19 protein-coding genes are annotated in these 18,729 nt (G+C 56.1%); 12 read left to right on the top strand and 7 right to left on the bottom strand.

Features of this window, described 5'->3' with window-relative positions; all coding sequences use genetic code 11:
- Window positions 1-9 precede the first annotated feature (9 nt).
- The 5 genes from ftsE to ACSC94_RS04990 are packed head-to-tail and all read left to right on the top strand — an operon-like array spanning window position 10 to window position 3,851.
- On the top strand, window positions 10-723 hold the full coding sequence (gene ftsE / locus ACSC94_RS04970; protein ID WP_435641942.1) for a cell division ATP-binding protein FtsE: 714 nt from the start codon (window positions 10-12) through the stop codon (window positions 721-723).
- A complete protein-coding gene (locus tag ACSC94_RS04975) occupies window positions 723-1,694 on the top strand; it encodes a cell division protein FtsX (protein WP_435641943.1) in 972 nt (323 codons plus the stop codon). Before ftsE ends, ACSC94_RS04975 begins: the two co-directional genes overlap by 1 nt.
- Window positions 1,691-2,338 carry a YdcF family protein gene (locus ACSC94_RS04980; RefSeq protein WP_435641944.1) on the top strand — a complete coding sequence of 216 codons (648 nt, stop codon included), beginning with the start codon at window positions 1,691-1,693 and terminating at the stop codon, window positions 2,336-2,338. The genes ACSC94_RS04975 and ACSC94_RS04980 overlap by 4 nt, the downstream gene beginning before the upstream one ends.
- On the top strand, window positions 2,335-3,096 hold the full coding sequence (locus ACSC94_RS04985) for a lysophospholipid acyltransferase family protein (protein WP_435641945.1): 762 nt from the start codon (window positions 2,335-2,337) through the stop codon (window positions 3,094-3,096). Before ACSC94_RS04980 ends, ACSC94_RS04985 begins: the two co-directional genes overlap by 4 nt.
- Window positions 3,093-3,851 (top strand): DUF2125 domain-containing protein, encoded by a 759-nt coding sequence (locus ACSC94_RS04990; RefSeq protein ID WP_435641946.1) that lies wholly within the window; start codon window positions 3,093-3,095, stop codon window positions 3,849-3,851. Before ACSC94_RS04985 ends, ACSC94_RS04990 begins: the two co-directional genes overlap by 4 nt.
- Here ACSC94_RS04990 and ACSC94_RS04995 read toward each other — a convergent pair whose 3' ends face one another.
- From ACSC94_RS04995 to ACSC94_RS05010, 4 genes are all read right to left on the bottom strand, one after another.
- Entirely contained in the window at window positions 3,852-4,712 is an 861-nt protein-coding gene (locus tag ACSC94_RS04995; RefSeq protein ID WP_435641947.1) for a chorismate mutase, read from the bottom strand.
- Between the two features lie 92 nt (window positions 4,713-4,804).
- On the bottom strand, window positions 4,805-5,557 hold the full coding sequence (locus ACSC94_RS05000) for a class I SAM-dependent methyltransferase (RefSeq protein ID WP_435641948.1): 753 nt from the start codon (window positions 5,555-5,557) through the stop codon (window positions 4,805-4,807).
- On the bottom strand, window positions 5,554-6,033 hold the full coding sequence (locus tag ACSC94_RS05005; protein WP_435641949.1) for a (deoxy)nucleoside triphosphate pyrophosphohydrolase: 480 nt from the start codon (window positions 6,031-6,033) through the stop codon (window positions 5,554-5,556). The genes ACSC94_RS05000 and ACSC94_RS05005 overlap by 4 nt, the downstream gene beginning before the upstream one ends.
- Before the next feature lie 77 nt (window positions 6,034-6,110).
- The gene (locus ACSC94_RS05010) at window positions 6,111-7,202 is read right to left on the bottom strand and encodes a peptidylprolyl isomerase (RefSeq protein ID WP_435641950.1); all 1,092 of its coding nucleotides are present in this window, start codon (window positions 7,200-7,202) and stop codon (window positions 6,111-6,113) included.
- Window positions 7,203-7,512: 310 nt separating this feature from the next.
- Between ACSC94_RS05010 and secA the strand changes: the two genes are divergently transcribed.
- Window positions 7,513-10,248 carry a preprotein translocase subunit SecA gene (gene secA, locus ACSC94_RS05015; protein ID WP_435641951.1) on the top strand — a complete coding sequence of 912 codons (2,736 nt, stop codon included), beginning with the start codon at window positions 7,513-7,515 and terminating at the stop codon, window positions 10,246-10,248.
- 3 nt (window positions 10,249-10,251) lie between these two features.
- Complete coding sequence (locus ACSC94_RS05020) at window positions 10,252-11,067, top strand: FkbM family methyltransferase (RefSeq protein WP_435641952.1); 816 nt, start codon at window positions 10,252-10,254, stop codon at window positions 11,065-11,067.
- A 16-nt stretch (window positions 11,068-11,083) separates the two neighbouring features.
- Here ACSC94_RS05020 and ACSC94_RS05025 read toward each other — a convergent pair whose 3' ends face one another.
- From ACSC94_RS05025 to ACSC94_RS05035, 3 genes are read right to left on the bottom strand one after another with little or no spacing between them, the layout of a single operon-like run.
- Window positions 11,084-12,358 carry an HlyC/CorC family transporter gene (locus ACSC94_RS05025; RefSeq protein WP_435641953.1) on the bottom strand — a complete coding sequence of 425 codons (1,275 nt, stop codon included), beginning with the start codon at window positions 12,356-12,358 and terminating at the stop codon, window positions 11,084-11,086.
- Between the two features lie 10 nt (window positions 12,359-12,368).
- A complete protein-coding gene (gene aroB / locus ACSC94_RS05030; RefSeq protein ID WP_435641954.1) occupies window positions 12,369-13,469 on the bottom strand; it encodes a 3-dehydroquinate synthase in 1,101 nt (366 codons plus the stop codon).
- Window positions 13,462-14,052 (bottom strand): shikimate kinase, encoded by a 591-nt coding sequence (locus ACSC94_RS05035; protein ID WP_435641955.1) that lies wholly within the window; start codon window positions 14,050-14,052, stop codon window positions 13,462-13,464. The genes aroB and ACSC94_RS05035 overlap by 8 nt, the downstream gene beginning before the upstream one ends.
- A 131-nt stretch (window positions 14,053-14,183) precedes the next feature.
- Between ACSC94_RS05035 and ACSC94_RS05040 the strand changes: the two genes are divergently transcribed.
- The 5 genes from ACSC94_RS05040 to ACSC94_RS05060 all read left to right on the top strand — a co-directional run bounded on the left by ACSC94_RS05040 (window position 14,184) and on the right by ACSC94_RS05060 (window position 18,708).
- On the top strand, window positions 14,184-14,315 hold the full coding sequence (locus ACSC94_RS05040; RefSeq protein WP_435641956.1) for a hypothetical protein: 132 nt from the start codon (window positions 14,184-14,186) through the stop codon (window positions 14,313-14,315).
- 24 nt (window positions 14,316-14,339) lie between these two features.
- Window positions 14,340-16,169: a hypothetical protein gene (locus ACSC94_RS05045; RefSeq protein WP_435641957.1), complete on the top strand. Its 1,830-nt coding sequence runs from the start codon at window positions 14,340-14,342 to the stop codon at window positions 16,167-16,169.
- Between the two features lie 12 nt (window positions 16,170-16,181).
- Window positions 16,182-17,174, top strand: a complete 993-nt coding sequence (gene xerD / locus ACSC94_RS05050; RefSeq protein WP_435641958.1) for a site-specific tyrosine recombinase XerD — start codon at window positions 16,182-16,184, stop codon at window positions 17,172-17,174.
- A gap of 137 nt (window positions 17,175-17,311) precedes the next feature.
- Window positions 17,312-18,256, top strand: coding sequence for an acetyl-CoA carboxylase carboxyltransferase subunit alpha (locus ACSC94_RS05055; protein WP_435641959.1), 945 nt, complete (start codon window positions 17,312-17,314; stop codon window positions 18,254-18,256).
- Window positions 18,256-18,708, top strand: a complete 453-nt coding sequence (locus ACSC94_RS05060; protein ID WP_435641960.1) for a hypothetical protein — start codon at window positions 18,256-18,258, stop codon at window positions 18,706-18,708. The genes ACSC94_RS05055 and ACSC94_RS05060 overlap by 1 nt, the downstream gene beginning before the upstream one ends.
- Window positions 18,709-18,729 lie beyond the last annotated feature (21 nt).

Below are 18,729 nucleotides of genomic sequence, written 5' to 3' on the forward strand. Positions count from 1 at the left end.
GCGTAAACTATGATCCGTTTTGAACATGTCGGGTTGCGATATGGCATAGGGCCGGAAGTGCTGAGCGATATTTCGTTCGCGCTGGAGCCCGGCTCATTCCATTTTTTGAGCGGGCCCAGCGGTTCGGGTAAAACCTCACTGATGAACCTGCTCTATCTTGGCCGCCGCCCGACGCGCGGCCTGATCAACATGTTCGGCCAGAATATCGGCAGCCTGTCACGCCAGCAAACCAGCCCCCTGCGCCAACGCATCGGCGTGGTGTTTCAGGATTTCCGTTTGCTGAACCACATGTCGGCGTTTGATAACGTCGCCCTGCCTTTGCGCATTATGGGCCAGCCGGAAAAAGAAATTCGCAATAATGTCGAGGAATTGCTGCACTGGGTCGGTCTGGGCGACCAGTTGCGCACCCTGCCCAACACCATGTCGGGCGGACAGCAACAGCGTGTCGCGATTGCGCGGGCCGTTATTACCCGCCCGCGCCTGCTGCTCGCTGACGAACCGACCGGGAACCTGGATGATGAAATCGGCTACCGCCTGATGAATTTGTTCGAACAATTAAACCGCATGGGCACCACCATCGTCATCGCCACCCACAACCAGCAAATGATGGAACAGTTCGGCCATAACCGCATGATCCTTGATCGTGGGGCGTTGCGCATTGAACAGGGCACCCGCGCGCCGCAACACTGGCCCTCGGCCAGTGTCATGGAAGGGGCCGTATAATGACCGTTCCCGCAAAACCGAAAAAGAAATCGTTTAACCTGCGCCGCGAACGCATGCTGGGGCGCGCGACGGAAAAACGCCGTTATGATTTGCCGTTGAACAAGGGGGCTGGTTCTGGCTTCCTGATGGTCCTGATCGCGTTGATGACGTTTCTGGCCATGATGGCCGTGGCGGCGTCCTTTACCCTGTCGGCGATGACGCATCGCTGGTCATCCGGTCTTGAAAACCGCGTCACGGTTGAAATTCCGGCAACGGACATGGATGGCAATTTGCGTGATGCCGACGCGGTTAACGACATTGCGGCCAAGGCGCTGAGCATTCTGCACACCCATCCGGCTGTCATCGACAGCCAGCGCATGGATGATGCCGAAATTCGCAAGCTGGTCGAACCGTGGCTGGGCAGCAATCTGCTGAATGACACCATTCCCCTGCCCGCATTGATCACCGTCGCCCTGCGTCCGGAAACCGATGCACCAACATTGGGCCAATTGACCATCAGCCTGCGCAGCGCCGCATCAAACATTCGCGTCGATACGCATGAAGAATGGTTGAAGGACCTGCTGCGCTTCACCGGTGCCATGCAACTGGGAGCGTTGATGATCTCGCTGGTCATTGGCGTCACCACAATCACCGCCGTGGCCGGGGCCGTGCGCGCGCGGATGGCCGTACACCGGGCCGATGTTGAATTGCTGCACATCATGGGGGCCAGCGATGGCTACATCACCAAACAATTCCAGCGCCACGCCCTGATATTGGCATTGAAGGGCGGATTGGCCGGGGCCTTGGCGGGCGCATTGGCCATGATGGTTACCGGATGGGTTTCGGGTGAAATGGGCGCCGCGATCCTGCCTGATTTCACATTGAGCGGCGGGCAAATTGCCGTGCTGTGCCTGACCCCGTTGCTGGCCGCGGCCATTGCCACGACCACGGCGCGCTTTACTGTTCTGCGGGTGTTGTCGACATTCCCATGAGCCATTACACCCCCAGCTCCGTTCCTGTACGCCTGATGAAACTGGCCGGATATAGTCTGGCGGCGGCGTTCTGGTTATGGATCAGCGGATACCTTCTCTTCCTCGCCTCGGTGTCACTGACCCGCCCGCATGACCCGGACCGGGCAACGGACGCCATTATCGTCCTGACCGGCGGGCAGAACCGGATTCATACGGGTCTTGAATTGCTGGAACAGGGCAAGGCGGAATATCTGTTCATCTCCGGCGTCAATCCGGATGTGTCGATCATGCAGATCGTGCGCCAATGGAAACCGGATATCACCCCCATTCCCTGCTGCATCGTACTGGGCCACGCGGCCGCCAATACCGAAGAAAACGCGCATGAAAGCAGCCAATGGGTGCGCGGCATGAATATTCACAGCGTCCGGCTGGTCACGTCCACCTATCATTTGCCGCGCGCATGGCTGGAATTCAATCACGCTTTGCCGCGGCATGAAATTCTGGCCCACCCGATCAAATCCCCCGTGCTGGAGGATGGCAGCCGCGATTTCCTGAAGCTGGGGTTCAGCGAATATAACAAAACCCTGATGACATGGGTGCGGCAGAATATTTTTGACATCGACCTCTGGCGCGCGCAGAAGAACAAAAAAGAGCAACAGCAATGAAAACGATCGAAATTTTCCTGCGCTCGACGGTCTTTAACATTTTCTTCTTTGGCGTGACCGCCGTGATGGCGTTGAGCCTTCTGCCCACCGCGTTGCTGCCGCGCCGGGTGTTTATGGGGGTTGTCTGGACATGGGTGCGCGTCGTTCATGTGCTGGAACGCTTTATCCTGAATCTGGATTACGAAGTGCGCGGGCTGGAAAACTTACCGCGCGACCGCACCGTCATTATCGCCGCCAAACACCAATCGGCGTATGAAACATTTAAACTGCACATCCTGTTCAATGACCCGGCGATTGTTTTAAAGCGCGAATTGCTGCGCATTCCGGTCTGGGGCCTGTATTTGTCGAAAATTGATCCGATTGCGATTAACCGGGCTGATCGTGGCGATGCCCTGCGTTCGCTGATCACCGCATTGGATCATGTGAAAGACCAGCATCGCCCCATCATCATCTTCCCGCAAGGCACGCGCGTGAAATATAATGCGACGCCCGCCGACAAACCGTACAAGGCCGGCGTCGCCCGCATGGCGTTGCAGGGGAACATCCCTATCGTTCCGCTGGCGATGAATACGGGATTGTTCTGGCCGAAGCTGAGCTGGATCAAACGTCCGGGCCGGGTCATCTTTGAATTTTTGCCCCCGATCGCACCGGAGGGCACACCCGCCGACATCATGCATAAATTGCAGAGTGATATTGAGGGACGGTCCAACGCCCTGATGGATGAAGCCCGCGAAAAATCCCCATGGCTGCCACAATGAACAAAGCCATTACACAATGGGCCATGCGCATAACCTATGCCCTGTCGGGCTTGGTCGTGCTGGCCTTCATCGTGTATTGGACCGCGTTTTACATGATGGCCGAAAAAATTGTCGCCCGCGCCGTGGCCGATTTAACATTGCGCGGATATGATGTCGCGGCCCACGCCCAACCCGGCGGGTTCCCCACCATTCCGACATTAACCGGGTTCGTCAAACTGACCACACCGGATGGAACGGTCAGCGTCAGCATTCCCAATTTGCGCCTGCGCGGTTTTTTTATTCCCCATACCCGCCTGCGCATTGATGCGGAACCCGGCGTGTATTTAACCGGACCGGGCACCGATGCCATGTGGCACACATGGCGGCAGATGGAGAAGGTCCACCTGTCATTCGACATTCCGCCATCGATCCATGCGGGCATGAAGTCCATCCCGGTCCATAAAGTCGACATATCCGTCGACCAGTCCCGTTTTATCGGCAATGGCCTGTTGCAACTGGATCAAATGGGGCAGCCCGCAGGCATGATGAATATGCGCATTGTCGGCATCGATCATGTGATTGAACAAATCCGCAAAGACGGCACGATTGATAAGCAAAAGGCGGCCATGCTGGGCGCCTTGCTGCGCGGTTTTGAACAGGCTGATCCGGAAACCGGGGTGATGGCCGTAACCGTGCCGCTCACCTTGCGCGATCGCTGGCTCTATGCCGGGCCGATTATGCTGTGGCAAATCCCGCCTGTTGCGCTTGGGCTGTAATCAGGATTCCAGCGCGGGGATAACCGGATAGCCGCCCAGACAAATGCACGTCCCGTCCGGGTTTTCCAGACGCGTCAGAATCTGACCTGTCATTTCACCATCGGCGATATATTGATCGACCTCAACAAAATGCTGGGTCCGCTCCAGCCCCGGATGGCCTTTGCGTGAAAACAGGCTGAGCGGTGTCATGCCCATGGCCTTCAAACGGTCAACCACGCGCCCACGACTGACGCTGTCATCCAGATCGAGGAACAGGAAGGAATGGTCATTGCCGCTATCGTTGAATTTCAGGCACCCAACCACCAGAGCCTTAAACCCCGGGCGGGTGCGGCTGTCGACCCCGCTGCCATAAGGCAGGCTGGCCACGATATGGGCGATTTTTTCGGGTGATTCACCGCGCATATACGCCCACCACGGCTTCGGGTCCTGATCATCCGGCCACGGCAGGACGGCGAATGTCACCTCGCCCTCCTTCACCATCGACAGGGCGTTCATCGGGTTGGTCATTTTTTGCATCGGCACAACACTGCCGAAATAATTCTTGGCCACGTCCCATGCCTCGGTCATCTGCTCATCCGGCGCGCAAACAATAACCTTCACATCGGTTTGCAACAGCGACACCGCCCCAACCAATTCGCGCCAGATCCGCACCACGGCATTGCGCGGCAAGGCGCCATGGTGGCGATCCATCAAGCGGCGGATCATAACGGCTTCGCGATCGGGCTGGATAACCTGAACCTTGTTCCGGCGTTTTTCTTCGCCGATTTTTTGCACCAGATCGGCCCGCTTCATCAGCAGGTCGTGCAAATTATTATCGAGTTCATCGATTTCACGCCGCAAATTATCAACGCTATCGACCATGGGGAACTCCGAAAGAAGGGTAAAACGTGGAAGGCATTAACCATAGCAAGGCCCATGGCGCACCGCAAGGCAAACCGGATTATGGTCCGGATTTATCCCTGTTCCCGCCGCCCGCCGCTGAGCGCATTGGGCACCAGAATCCGCCGTCCGCGAATTTTAACCTTGGACGTTTGGGTCACGGCCGTGCCCGCGTAAAGCTGTTTGCTGAATTCCGCGATATGCAGACCGCACAGGCCCGGCATGATCCGCGCGCCGATCCGCTCCATAAACCAGAAGGTTCGCAACATCAAAAACGTGCGCACCGGCGGCAGGAACAGCGCCCGCTCGGTCCGCTCATGCACGAAAGAATGATCGCGGAACAATTGCACGATTTGCGAGGCGGAGAATGGTTGCCCCTGACCAAACGGGGACCAATCCGCCCGCGCCCAGAACCCCAGACGGTTCGGCACGACTACAATAATGCGGCCACTGCTTTTCAACACGCGCCACAATTCCTGTAAATTCGGGGACAGGATTTCGGCGTGTTCAATGCTGTGGACCAGTAAAATGCGGTCCACCGATTCCGTTTCCAACGGCAATTCGGCATCCTCGGCCAGACACACCAGATTTTTTTCATGGCGGGGCCAAACGCGCGCGCCCAGACGAGCCGGCATGACCGCGATCACGCGCTCTGCATCCTTCATATACGGGCGCAAATACGGCGTGGCGTAACCGCACCCCACAACGCGCAACCCCTTTACATCCGGCCACATGGGAATCAGATGATCGAGCAAAATCCGGCGCACCAGCCGCCCGGACCGGCTGTCGTAAAACGCTTTCAGATCATAAATCGATCCCGTGTTCATCCCCGCCCCAGATAGGTTTCGAGTTGCGGGATCAATGGCAGGTCAGCCTCCGGCATGGGCAAGGCATACATCTCATGCGGGAACAGCCATTTCAATCCGGCATGCTCATGCATTTGCGGTTCACCGCGCCAGACCCGGCACGCATAAAGCGGCATGATCAAATGAAAATCATCATACCCATGCGATGCCATGCCAATCGGCGTGTAACAGCAAGGGCGCGTTTCAACGCCCAATTCTTCTTCGATTTCGCGCATCAGAGCAAATTCCGGCGTTTCGCCCTGCTCCATCTTGCCACCCGGAAATTCCCACAGGCCCGCCATGGCTTTCCCTTCGGGCCGTTGCGCCATCAGCACCCGCCCATCCGCATCAATCAACGCCGCCGCAACAACAAACACCGTGCGTTTGGGCGCACAGGTTGGGCGCGGCAGATCCAGCGCCTCTTCACACGAAATCGATTTTTTTACGAAGCGAACCATAATCTCTCTTTCAGACAAACCCCCTCACCAATGTTTGGCGAGGGGGCTTTGTATCATTTAAACCGTTACACCAAAAATTACGGTGTTGCCGGAGCCGGTGTTTCAGCCGGAGCCTCAACCGGAGCAGCCTCAGCAGGCGCGGCTTCAGCCGGGGCCGGTGTGGATTCAACCTTCGGCTCTTCCGCTTTCGGCGCTTCTGCCGTTACCGGTTTGCCGTTGATGTCAAAACGCTCGATCTTTGCGTCTTTCTGCCAGTCCTGAATCATACGGCCCAGCTCTTCCTGACGCAGCTTGGCTTCGACTTGCGGTTTCACGTCTTCAAAGGCCGGAGCCGGACGATTGCGCTTGTCTTCCAGTTTGATCACGTGCCAGCCGAATTGGGTTTTCACCGGAGCTTTGGTGTATTCGCCAACTTTCAGACCGAAGGCTGCTTCGGAAAATTCCGGGATCATGTCACCCTTGGTGAAATAACCCAGGTCGCCGCCGTTTTCAGCCGTCGGACCCGTGGAGTTTTCGCGGGACAGTGTTTCGAAATCGGCACCGCCATCCAGCTTGGTGATCAGTTCCTTGGCCTTATCTTCGCTTTCGACCAGAATGTGGCGCGCTTTCGCTTCTTCCACATTACCCATCTGTTTGACCAGAGAGTCATATTCGGATTTCAGCTTCGCTTCGCTGATCCCTTTATCCAGTTCGCGTTGAACGTAGATATTGCGAACGATCTGGCCCTTGGCCATTTCCATCATCTTCGTGACTTCAGGATCTTGCTCCAGAGCAGCATTCGCGGCTTTCTGGTCAACGATCTTGTTGTTGATGACTTGTTCCTGTGCCATCGGGAACAATTGTTCCAGCGGCATGGCGCGCATGTTTTCCGGCAGAGCGGCAATGAAGCCCAGAACATCGCTGCGGGTTACATCTTCGCCGCCAACCTTGGCCACGACCGGGTTGCCCTGAACGATCTCGCTGCCGCCCGGGGTTTGGATCGTTTCGCCTTCAGCCGGTGTCGCCGCGGCGGTATCCGCCGGGGTTTCAGCAGTCGCCGCCGGCTTATCGGATTCGTTCACACCCTTACCGGACAGGAATACAAACCCGCCCGCACCAATCGCCAGAACAGCCACAGCCGCCAGTGCGATCACGGTTTTAGATTGGCCTTGTTTGTTTTCAGCAGTCATAAAAGACTCTCCTTGATAGCATTTTTCGTATTACATGAACCATGTACCCGGTCAGACTGACCATGAAAAAGGGCGTAAATATGGTGTGGTGATTCCGGAGTCTATAGGGGGTTCAACATATAATAAAGCCGCCATGTCCGGGTTGTCCCCATCCTATGGGCTATAACCGGGGTGAAGTTATCCACCGCCCCCCTTGCCTTTCCGTTGACGGGGACGGGGCGGAGTTCTATATCTTCAACTCGTAAAAATGGCGAAAATCCCGTGTTATTGAGGGGTTTCCTCTTATTTTCCATACATCACAAAGGATACGATGTTGCTCGCCCTCGCCCAGAAAATTTTTGGTTCCAGTAATGACCGTATGGTCCGCTCCGTTGCCCGTCATGTTGAGCCGATCAACGCGCTGGAAGCTAAGTACCAGGCCATGTCCGATTCCGAATTGCGGAATCAAACCGCTTTGTTCCGCGACCAACTGGCCAGCGGTGAGAAGTTGGACAATCTTTTGCACGATGCCTTCGCCGTTGTGCGCGAAGCCGCGAAACGCACATTGGGTCAACGCCATTTCGATGTGCAGTTGATGGGTGGTGCCGTTTTGCATTCCGGTAAAATTGCCGAAATGCGAACGGGTGAAGGTAAAACTTTGGTGGCCACACTGGCCGCATACCTGAACGCCCTGCCCGGCAAAGGCGTGCATGTCATTACGGTCAACGATTATCTGGCCAGCCGTGACGCCGAATGGATGGGTCAGGTTTACCGCTTCCTCGGCCTGACCGTCGGCTGCATCGTGCATGACATGAAGGATCAGGAACGCAAGGCCGCCTACGCCGCCGATATTACCTACGGCACGAACAACGAATTCGGCTTTGATTACCTGCGCGACAACATGAAATACCGTCTGGACGCCATGGTCCAGCGCCCGTTCCATTTCGCCATCGTCGACGAAGTGGACTCCATTCTGGTGGACGAAGCGCGGACACCGTTGATTATCTCCGGCCCGGCCGAAGATTCATCGGACATGTACACGGCCATCAATAAAATCATTCCGAAACTGATCGCCGAAGATTTCGATCTGGATGAAAAACAGCGCAGCGTCGCCCTGACCGATCAGGGGACCGAGCATGTTGAAGACCTTCTGCGTCAGGCTGGCCTGTTGCAAGATGGCGGCACGATGTATGACGCAGGGAACGTCACGCTGGTCCACCACGTGAACCAGGCCCTGCGCGCCCATAAACTGTTCGCCCGCGACCGCGATTACATCGTGAAGGATGACAAGGTCATCATCATCGACGAATTTACGGGCCGCATGATGGAAGGCCGCCGCTTCTCCGAAGGCCTGCACCAGGCATTGGAAGCGCGTGAAGGCGTGAAGATCCAGAACGAAAACCAGACGCTGGCATCGATCACCTTCCAGAATTATTTCCGCATGTATCCGAAACTGGCGGGCATGACCGGCACGGCCATGACCGAAGCGGCGGAATTTGAAGAGATTTACAAACTGGGTGTCGTGGATATTCCAACCAACAACCCGGTGGCCCGTATCGACCACAACGACAAAATCTATAAATCCCTGCGGGAAAAAGAAGATGCCGTTGTGAAATTGGTTCAGGAATGCCGCGATCGCAACCAACCGGTTCTGGTTGGCACCGTGTCGATTGAAAAATCGGAACAATTGTCCGAAAAACTGAAAAAGGCTGGCATCCCGCACAACGTGCTGAACGCCCGCCACCACGAACAGGAAGCCTATATCATCTCCCAAGCCGGTCGCCCCGGCGCGGTGACGATTGCCACCAACATGGCCGGTCGCGGGACCGACATTCAGTTGGGCGGTAACCTGCAAATGCGCATCGCCGCCGAAATCGACGATACGTTGCCGGATGATCAGAAACAGGCCCGCATCACCACCTTGACCGCCGAAATTGACCGCGACCGCGAAATCGTGCGCGCCGCAGGTGGCTTGTATGTTATCGGGACGGAACGTCACGAATCTCGCCGGATTGATAACCAGTTGCGTGGCCGTTCGGGCCGCCAAGGCGATCCCGGTGCCACCATGTTCTTCCTGTCGCTGGAAGATGATTTGATGCGCATTTTCGGTTCCGAAAAAATGGAAATGCTGCTGGGGAACAAACAAATCGGCCTGCGCGAAGGCGAAGCATTGGTTCACCCGTGGATTTCCAAAGCGCTGGAACGCGCCCAGGCCCGCGTGGAACAGCAGAACTTTGAAATTCGTAAAAACCTGCTGAAATTCGACAACGTCATGAATGACCAGCGGAAAGTGATTTACGAACAACGCCGCGAAATCATGGACGCCGATGATGTCGAAGACATCGTGGCCGGTATGCGCCATGAAGTGATCGAAGATATGGTTATGCGCCTGATCCCGGCGCAATCCTATGCCGAGCAATGGGACACGGCGACGTTGAAAGCCGAAGTTCTGCGCGTTCTGTCCCTCGACCTGCCGATTGCGGATTGGGCGAAGGAAGAAGGCATTGCCGACAATGAAATCATCGACCGCCTGATCGACGCATCGGACAAAAAGATGGCCGGCAAAGCCGTCAACGCCGGACCGAAAGTTTGGCGTCAGATGGAAAAGGCCTTCCTGCTCCAATTGCTGGACCAAGGCTGGAAGGAACACCTGCTGAACCTCGACCATTTGCGTCAGGGCATCAATCTGCGCGCCTTCGGCCAGCGTGACCCGCTGAACGAATACAAAACCGAAGCGTTCACGATGTTCGAAATGATGCTGGTCCAATTGCGTGAAAGCGTGACCACGACGCTCAGCCTGCTGGAAATCCGCTCACCGGAAGATTTGCAGCAACTGGCCCGTGGCCCGCAGGAACCGGACCCGTCCAAACTGCACGAAACACGGGTTGACCCGGCCTCGGCCGAGACATCCGTGCCGGATGACAGCACGGAACCGGCAGCCCAGCAACCGATCCGCAATGCCACGTTTAACGCGCAAGACCCATCCACATGGGGACAAACGCAACGGAACGCGCCCTGCCCGTGTGGATCTGGCAAAAAATTCAAGCATTGCCACGGACAGGCCTAAAAATTGAACGCACAACCGAAAGCGCCGCGCGCCCTTGATCCCGCCTATCGCATGGTGATTGCGGTGGCGCGTCGCACACCGCTGTCCCGTGGTGGCTTTCGCCGCGCGATCTTAAACTTTATCAAGACCCGCGTTGACCACCCGATCATCACGGATTTTCGTGGCGTGCCCTTTATCCTGAATCTGGATAACACGACCGAAGCGAAGGCTCTGTTCGGGTATTACAATCTGGACGAACTCAAATTCCTGAACGCCGGATTGCCGGATACGGGCGCCGTTTTTGTCGATATGGGGGCCAATTCCGGGTTCTTTACCCAGAACTTTCTGGCCCGGACCAAGGGCACGGGCCATGCACTGGCCATCGAACCCAACCCGCAAATGTGCGCCCGCATCCGCGCCAATTACGAAATTTTACGGGCCCAGAGCAAGACGGGCGTTTCCAAACTCAGCCTTGAACAATGCGCCGTTGGCGATGTCAGCGCAGTGATGGAACTGGATTTATCAACCGGCTATGGCGGTGCCCATGTCACGGACGAAAAATCCGCGCATTCCATTACGGTTCAGGTTGAACCGTTTGAAACATTGATCCGCCGCAACGGAATCGAAAAAATTGATGTTATGAAGGTTGATGTTGAAGGGTTCGAAGACCGCGCCCTGATTCCGTTCTTCAAAAGCGCACCGCAAAGCCTGTTCCCGAAACACATCATCATTGAACACACATCCCAAGACCAATGGGCTGGCGATTTGTTCGGTGTGATGAAAGATGCGGGTTATCGTGTTGTTAAGACAACACGCGGCAATATGTTTTTGTCGCGATAATTCCTGCTTTATCGCCCTACGCCGCCTCACCTTTTCTCTTCGGCGGCGTCATGCGAACCAGCGTAATCTGGTTACGATGGCGACGGACGATATCGAAACGGAATCCGTAAAAATTGAAAACCTGGCCGATTTCAGGGATTTTCTGCGCTTCGTGCAGGACAAGGCCCGCCAGCGTTGAATAATCTTCATCCGGCAAATTCCAATCAAATTCCCGGTTCAAATCGCGGATCGTCACCGTTCCATCAATCAACAATGTGCCATTCGGCTGTTTGCGTACACCGGCCACGCTGATGTCATGTTCATCATCGATATCACCGACGATTTCTTCCAGAATATCTTCCAGCGTGATAATCCCCATCAACGACCCGTATTCATCAACAACCAGCGCGAAATGTTCGCGGCGTTTACGAAAGGCCTGCAACTGGTCAAACAGGGTCGTGCTGTTCGGGATAAACCACGGGTCCGCGGCCAGCCGTTCGACATCAATGCGCTCAACACTGCCGCCCTCGCTTTGCATTTCACGCAACAAAGCCTTGGCGTGGATGACCCCGACAATATTGTCCGCGCTGTCCCGCCAGACGGGAATACGGGTATAGGGGCTTTCCAAAACCTGCTGCACAATATCGGCAGACGGCTGATCCAGATCAATCGTCATCACATTGCGACGATGAATCATAATTTCTTCCACCTCGACATCGGCCAGATCAAGAATGGAACGCAACATTGCGCGCTGTTCCTGCACTTCCTTGTCTTCGCCGCTGTGCATTTCGATGGCACCGCGCAATTCTTCGATATTATTCCCGACATTCACCTGCGTAATATCCTGTCCGAACAGGCGCAGCAATCCGCGCACAATCCACGCCACCGCTTCGGTAATCGGCGCCAGGACTTTGATGAGAACGTTAACCACTGGCGCAATCGTCATTGCCATGCCATCGGCATGATAGAAGGCATAGGTTTTCGGCAACACTTCCGAACAAATCAAAACGATCAACGTCATCGCAATGGTGGCGTAAAACACCCCCGCATCACCGAACAGGACAATCAACACACTGGTTGCCAGCGCCGAGGCCATAATGTTGACCAGATTGTTCCCGAGCAGCAGCGCCCCGATCATGCGGTCTTTTTTATCCCGCACCGTGTTGACCATAATGGCGCGTTTATTTCCCTCCTTGGCCAACGCCGCCATGCGGGCCTTGGACGCCGCCGTCAGTGCGGTTTCCGAACCGGAGAAAAACGCCGACAAGCACAGAAGGATAAAAATTGCAAAACAGGACAGCCCCAAAGACATTATTTTTTTCCTACAAAGATTGATTTAAGACAGACAACACATCGTGATCGGCCACGCCGCCCTGAACAAACGCCTGTCCGATCCCGCGCGTCAGGATAAACTGAATCCCTTGATCATTGGCCTTTTTATCGCCGCGCATGCGCTCCAGCAGGCCTTTTTCATCCAAGGACAGCGGTAAATCCAGATGACTGAGTGTAACGGGCAACTCCACCGCCTGCAAATGCGCGCGTGTGCGTGTCACCGTATCGTGGGAACACAGCGATAACCGCGCCGATAATTCCGTGGCCAGCATCATGCCAACGGCCACCGCTTCGCCATGCAAAACGCGGCCATCATACCCACAGGCGGATTCAATGGCGTGGGCGAATGTATGGCCAAAATTCAATAACGCCCGGCGACCGCCCGCGCGTTCATGTTCATCATCGGCAACAATCGCGGCCTTATGCCTGCAGGATGTTTCAACGGCATGGGTAATGGCCTCCGGGTCGCGGGTCAGAACCCGCACGCCATTGTGTTCCAGCCACGCGAAAAATTCCGCATCGCCCAGAAGGCCGTATTTCACAATTTCGGCGTATCCCGCACGCAATTCACGCGCGGGCAATGTATCCAGCACGTTGGTATCGCAAAACACCGCCACAGGCTGATAAAACGCCCCGACCAGATTTTTGCCCGCGCCCATATTGATGCCGGTTTTTCCACCGACAGAGCTGTCCACCTGCGCCAGCAAGGTCGTTGGCACCTGAACAAAGGGAATGCCGCGCATAATGGTGGCCGCACAAAAGCCCGCCAGATCGCCCACGACACCGCCACCAACCGCAATCAAAACCGATCCGCGATTGACGCCGTTATCCAGCAACCAATCCTGCACCCGTTCAAACCATGCGATGGATTTTGTGGCTTCGCCCGGGGGCAGCGTCATGGTTACACCGCCGCAAGCGCCCGCAACCTGCAACGCATAGGCTTCGGCATTTTCATCGGTTAAAACAAAAAAACGTTTGGCCCCGGCAATGGATGACGGCAATGAATCCCTGATGGTGTTCAATACGCCCTGCCCGACATGAATGTCATAGGCGCGATCACCCAACGGCACATGAACCACACGGTTATTCATCACAATCCCCCAACAGGTCCAGCAGTCCGCGCAGGGCCTGCGTCATAATGGCATCATCATCGCCGGACCCGGTATCCACCTGCATCATCGCACGGGCATAGACCGGATCACGCAGAGCAGACAATTCACGCAGAACATCCTCCGGGTTTTTACCCGCCAGCAACGGACGCGGACGGCCATTGCGTGTTCGCGCGGCCAGAATGGCCAAATCGGCCCGCACCCAGATAGAGATGGATTGCGCCCAGATCAGATCCGCCGTTTCAGGGCGCATCACCGCCCCGCCCCCGGTGGAAATCACCCGCACCCCGTTATCCAGCAAGCGGCGGATCACCCGGGCCTCGCCATCGCGAAAGGCCGGCTCCCCCAAAGTTTCAAAGATTTCCGGAATGCGCATGCCGGCGGCACGCTCGACCTCGTCATCGGAATCGACGAAAGGCAGACCCAGAACCTGCCCCAAACGGCGGCCCAGACGGGATTTTCCCGCCCCCATGGGCCCCACCAGTACGACGGGGCGGTCAATCCGCCCCCGCACCAATGCGACCAAGGCCTCGGGGCCCGTCCTGTCCTGTGGGATAGTATTCATCCCATTCTTATGCCACGGCATGAATAAAATGAAAATATGGCCTCCACCCTGTTGAATTCAGGCCCCCCTTTGCTAAATTGCCCGTATTATGTCGATTCGGGAATAATCCCACCAAAATAAGGAGTTTGCTCATGCTGAAATGGATTTCACTGGTCGTTGTGCTGGCGATTGTTGGTGGTTTCGGGTTTGTTGCGTTTACGGACGTCAACGTGCCGCAAACGGAAGTCAGCAAGACCATTCCGAACGACCGCTTTTACAACTGATCCAGTATTGGGACCTCGCGTATCATGATCATCTCGCAGACATTGAAATTTTTCATGCTGGGCGTTGCGGCCATTGCCGTTTTGTCAGCGCCTGCTTTTGCAGATGATCGCATGGCCGGAACGCCGGGCGGCGTAAACCGCCCTGCTGTTGTAAAGAAAGAAAAGCCGGACGCCACCGAGGCCCAAAAGAAGCAAGAACAGGAACAAGCCCAGACGGTCAAATTCACACCGCCTGCGACATCGTTGCCGAAATTCAGTTACAAGGTGCTGGAAAGCTACGGCACGCTCAGCGACCCGCTGGGCACGACGCTGGGTGTTGATATGTGGGCGGGGTCGTCACGATCCACCATCGTTAAAGAAATCCCCAACCTGCCCACCGGATACACCGTGGCCACGTTGCAGGACATGACGCTGCGCCTCTTGCTGACACAGGCGGATTCCGGATTCATCAATGGTGACGTCGCCCCGGAAAAGGGCAACGACCTGATGACGCTGCGCCTGCAGAAGCTGCTGGATATTGGCGCCTATAAATCCGCGATGGATCTGTACACACAGATTGCGGGCGAGCCCTATCACGAAAAACTGGCCCGCGTGGGCATTACCTCCATGCTGTATAGCGGCGAGACCGGTTTGGCCTGCCTGGAATTCCGCGCCGTGCAAAAGCGCATGATGGACAATGCCGCCGATATGTCCGCCGATGATACCGTGTGGTGGACCGCCATGGCCCCGATCTGTGATGCCATTCAGGCCCGCATGATCAACCCCAAGGCCGACGATTTCAAAATTGACGAAGCCGCGTTGGGGAACAGCAAAATCCTGACGCAGTTGCTGTCCCGGAAAGATTTCAAACTGAGCATCAGCGAGGCCGAAGATTTCGCCGCCCTGAATGGCCTTGAACGGTCCGTTCTGGCCAGCCTGCGCCGTTACGATTACAACCGCCTGAAGCTGCGCGACGTGGCCGCGGTTGATGGTGCCGTGCTGATGATCATGGTCGAAGACCCCACCATGCCAGCCCGCCTGCGCGCACCGCTGATGGCCGAGGCCCTGCGCCGCGGCTTGGTCCACACGGACCGTCTGGTTGCCCTTTATGAAGACGCCACGATTGATGGCGGCCCGCTGGGCAGCGTGGCGCAATCATGGCGCTCTATTAAGGGGGCGTCGAAAGCCACCATCGACGGCACGTTGCCGGGCCTGATGAATTTTGACGCCCGCACGCCTGTCGCCGCCTACTATCCTTTTGCTGAATCCTTAAGCAAAGCCAGCCCAGAGGGCTTCTCTGGCCGGGCGTTGGACAATGGCCTGCGGGTCATGATGCTGGCCGGGGTGACCCCGCCGGAACGCTGGGTCAAGGCCTGGAATGCCCGCGAATCAGTGTCCGAATCACTCCCATCCGAATCATATGAATTGGGGGCCGCAATTGCCGTTTCAGGAAACAATTCACGCCTTTTGGATATTTTTAATGGTGACGCCGCCAAGGCCCGCTTTACCACCCCGGAAAGCCAAAAAGACAAGGAAATCCTTGCTGTTTTTAGTGGACTTGGGACGGAAAATGTATTACATAATGTCGGCGCACCCGATGCTTATGAAAAATTGTTTGACTTGACAGCCCCTAACGATTATGTAATGCCATCAGGTGGCTTGTTAGAACAGCTCGGCAGAGCCGCCGAAGATCAGCGGCTTGGTGAGACGGTACTGATAGCCTCTGTGATCCTTAACGATATGGCCCGGGCCCCGGACAAGGTCCACCCCGGCGTCGTACGCGAGGTTCTCAGAAGTTTAGTAACAGTGGGGTTCAAAAAAGAAGCACATGATCTGGCTATCGCAGTCACTCTGGGCTTAGACGAATTAAAATAGGAGATATATTAAATGGCTCGTCCTGGTCGTCCGGCAATGCCGAAACCGAAACTTCACCCGCTCGTGGACTCGTTCCTCGATATGCTCACGACTGAGCGCGGGGCCGCAATGAACACACGCCAGGCCTACTGGCGCGATCTGGCTGACTTCAGCCTGTATCTGCGCGACAAAGCCAGCAAAGAGATCGTCGATGCAAGCAACGACGAAATCAAATCCTATTTGAAAGACCTTGGTGACAAGATGCATGTGAAGGGCCAGAACACGGCCCAGATCGCAACCCGTACGGTTGCTCGTCGTCTGTCCGCCCTGCGCCAGTTCTACCGCTATCTGGTATCGGAAAACATCCGCAAGGATGACCCGACCTCTGCGATCGAAAGCCCGAAACAAGGCCGCACGCTGCCGAAGACTCTGTCCGAGTCCGAAGTCAGCAGCCTGATCAAAGCAGCTGCCATTGGCGGCGGTGCTGACAGCCTGCGTCTGGTTTGCCTGTTGGAAATGCTGTATGCCACCGGCCTGCGCGTTTCTGAACTGGTTGGCCTGCCGCTGTCTGCGATCAACGATGATCGTCAGTTCCTGATGGTTGAAGGCAAAGGTGGCCGTGAGCGCATGGTCCCGCTGTCTGAACCGGCACAAAAATCTCTGGAAAAATACATGGATGTCCGTCAGCAATTCGTTGCGTCCGACGACAAAGGCACCCAAGGCCAGTGGCTGTTCCCGTCCCGTACGTCGGAAAGCGGTCACCTGACCCGTCAGCGCTTTGCACAACTGCTGAAAGATCTGGCTGATACAGCCGGTATTGATGCAGACCGTGTAAGCCCGCACATCCTGCGCCACGCTTTCGCTACGCACCTGTTGAACAACGGTGCTGACCTGCGCGCGGTACAGAAGATGCTGGGCCACGCCGACATCGCCACCACCCAGATCTACACGCACATCGTGGGTGAAAAGGCCAAGAAAACAGTCGAAGAAAAGCACCCGCTGGGCCAAAAGGTCGTAGGCGCTTAATTGATCCGGGGTTAGGGTTTTATACTCTCCTTTGGTATCAATAACTTAGGCAAGAATATGGAACAGGCTGACAATTGAATTTGTCAGCCTGTTCTGCTATCACAATGGACCTTCTAACCTGTATGTAAGGAAGACCTATGAGCAGACTTGATTTCGAGAAACCGGTTCTGGAACTGGAGGCAAAAATTGTGGAGCTGCGCAACACCAGCAGCAGCACATCCGTCAACGTTGCCGAAGAAATCAAACGCATGCAGGACAAGTCCGCGCGTTTGCTGCAACAAACCTATGGCAAGCTGACCCCCGTGCAAAAGGTGCAGGTCGCCCGTCATCAGGATCGTCCGCACTTCCTCGATTACATCGACACCATGATCGATGATTTCACACCGCTGGCCGGAGATCGTCGCTTTGCCGAAGATCAAGCCTTGATCGGCGGTCTGGGCCGCTTCCGTGGCCGGTCCGTCGTGATCATGGGTCAGGAAAAGGGCAACACGACCGAAGCCCGCATCCGTCACAATTTTGGCATGGCCCGCCCCGAAGGCTACCGCAAGGCGCAGCGCCTGATGGAAATGGCCGACCAATTCCAATTGCCGATCATCACGCTGGTTGATACCGCCGGTGCGTATCCGGGCGTGGGCGCGGAAGAACGCGGTCAGGCCGAAGCCATCGCAAAATCCATTGAAACCTGCCTGCGCGTGCGCACGCCGATCATATCGGTTGTGATTGGCGAAGGTGGTTCGGGCGGCGCGATTGCCATTGCGACCGCGGACAAGGTCTACATGCTGGAACATTCCATCTATTCCGTTATTTCACCGGAAGGATGCGCCTCCATCCTGTGGCGCAGTGCCGAACACGCACAGGACGCCGCAACCGCCCTGAAACTGACGGCGGAAGATATGCTGGGCCTGAAACTGATCGACGGCATTATCGGCGAACCTGTGGGCGGCGCACACCGTCACAAGGACGAAACGATTGAAAGCGTCGCCAGCCAAATCGACAAAGCCCTGAACACCATGACCCCGTGGGATGGTGACAAGCTGATCAAATCCCGTCGCGCCAAATATCTGGCGATGGGCCGGGCGTAATGACACACGACACAATGGAACCCAACGTCATCAAACAACAGTGTCAGGACGTTTTCGAAAATCTGGGGGCCGCCGGCCTTATCCAGTTCCAGAAACGCTTCCCTGCCAAGGCCGTACCGGGCATCAGCCATCTGTGTGTTGAATTCACCGATGACGCCACCTACTCCGCTTGCGCCACGATGGCACGGGAATGGGGTGATGTATCCGTGCGCCCATATAATGGCCGCGACATCACCTGGTGCCGCCTGAAACAACCCTTCGTGTATGGGGATTTGACCCTGCACTGGCTGGAACTGCTGCAGCCTGTGAACGAGCCCAATGATTTCAACGGCGTGACGTCGATCGTGTACGCAGGCGAACATATGGAGCGTATTGAAAAACTCCCCGGCCCGGACGATAGTAATATTCGTTTCCGCTACCAGAAATTCAGCGCGGACAAGCTGGCCAGATAAACCCACGCATTCAGAACAACA

The organism is Micavibrio aeruginosavorus (genome assembly GCF_051245535.1).
GTDB classification, from domain to species: domain Bacteria; phylum Pseudomonadota; class Alphaproteobacteria; order Micavibrionales; family Micavibrionaceae; genus Micavibrio; species Micavibrio aeruginosavorus_D.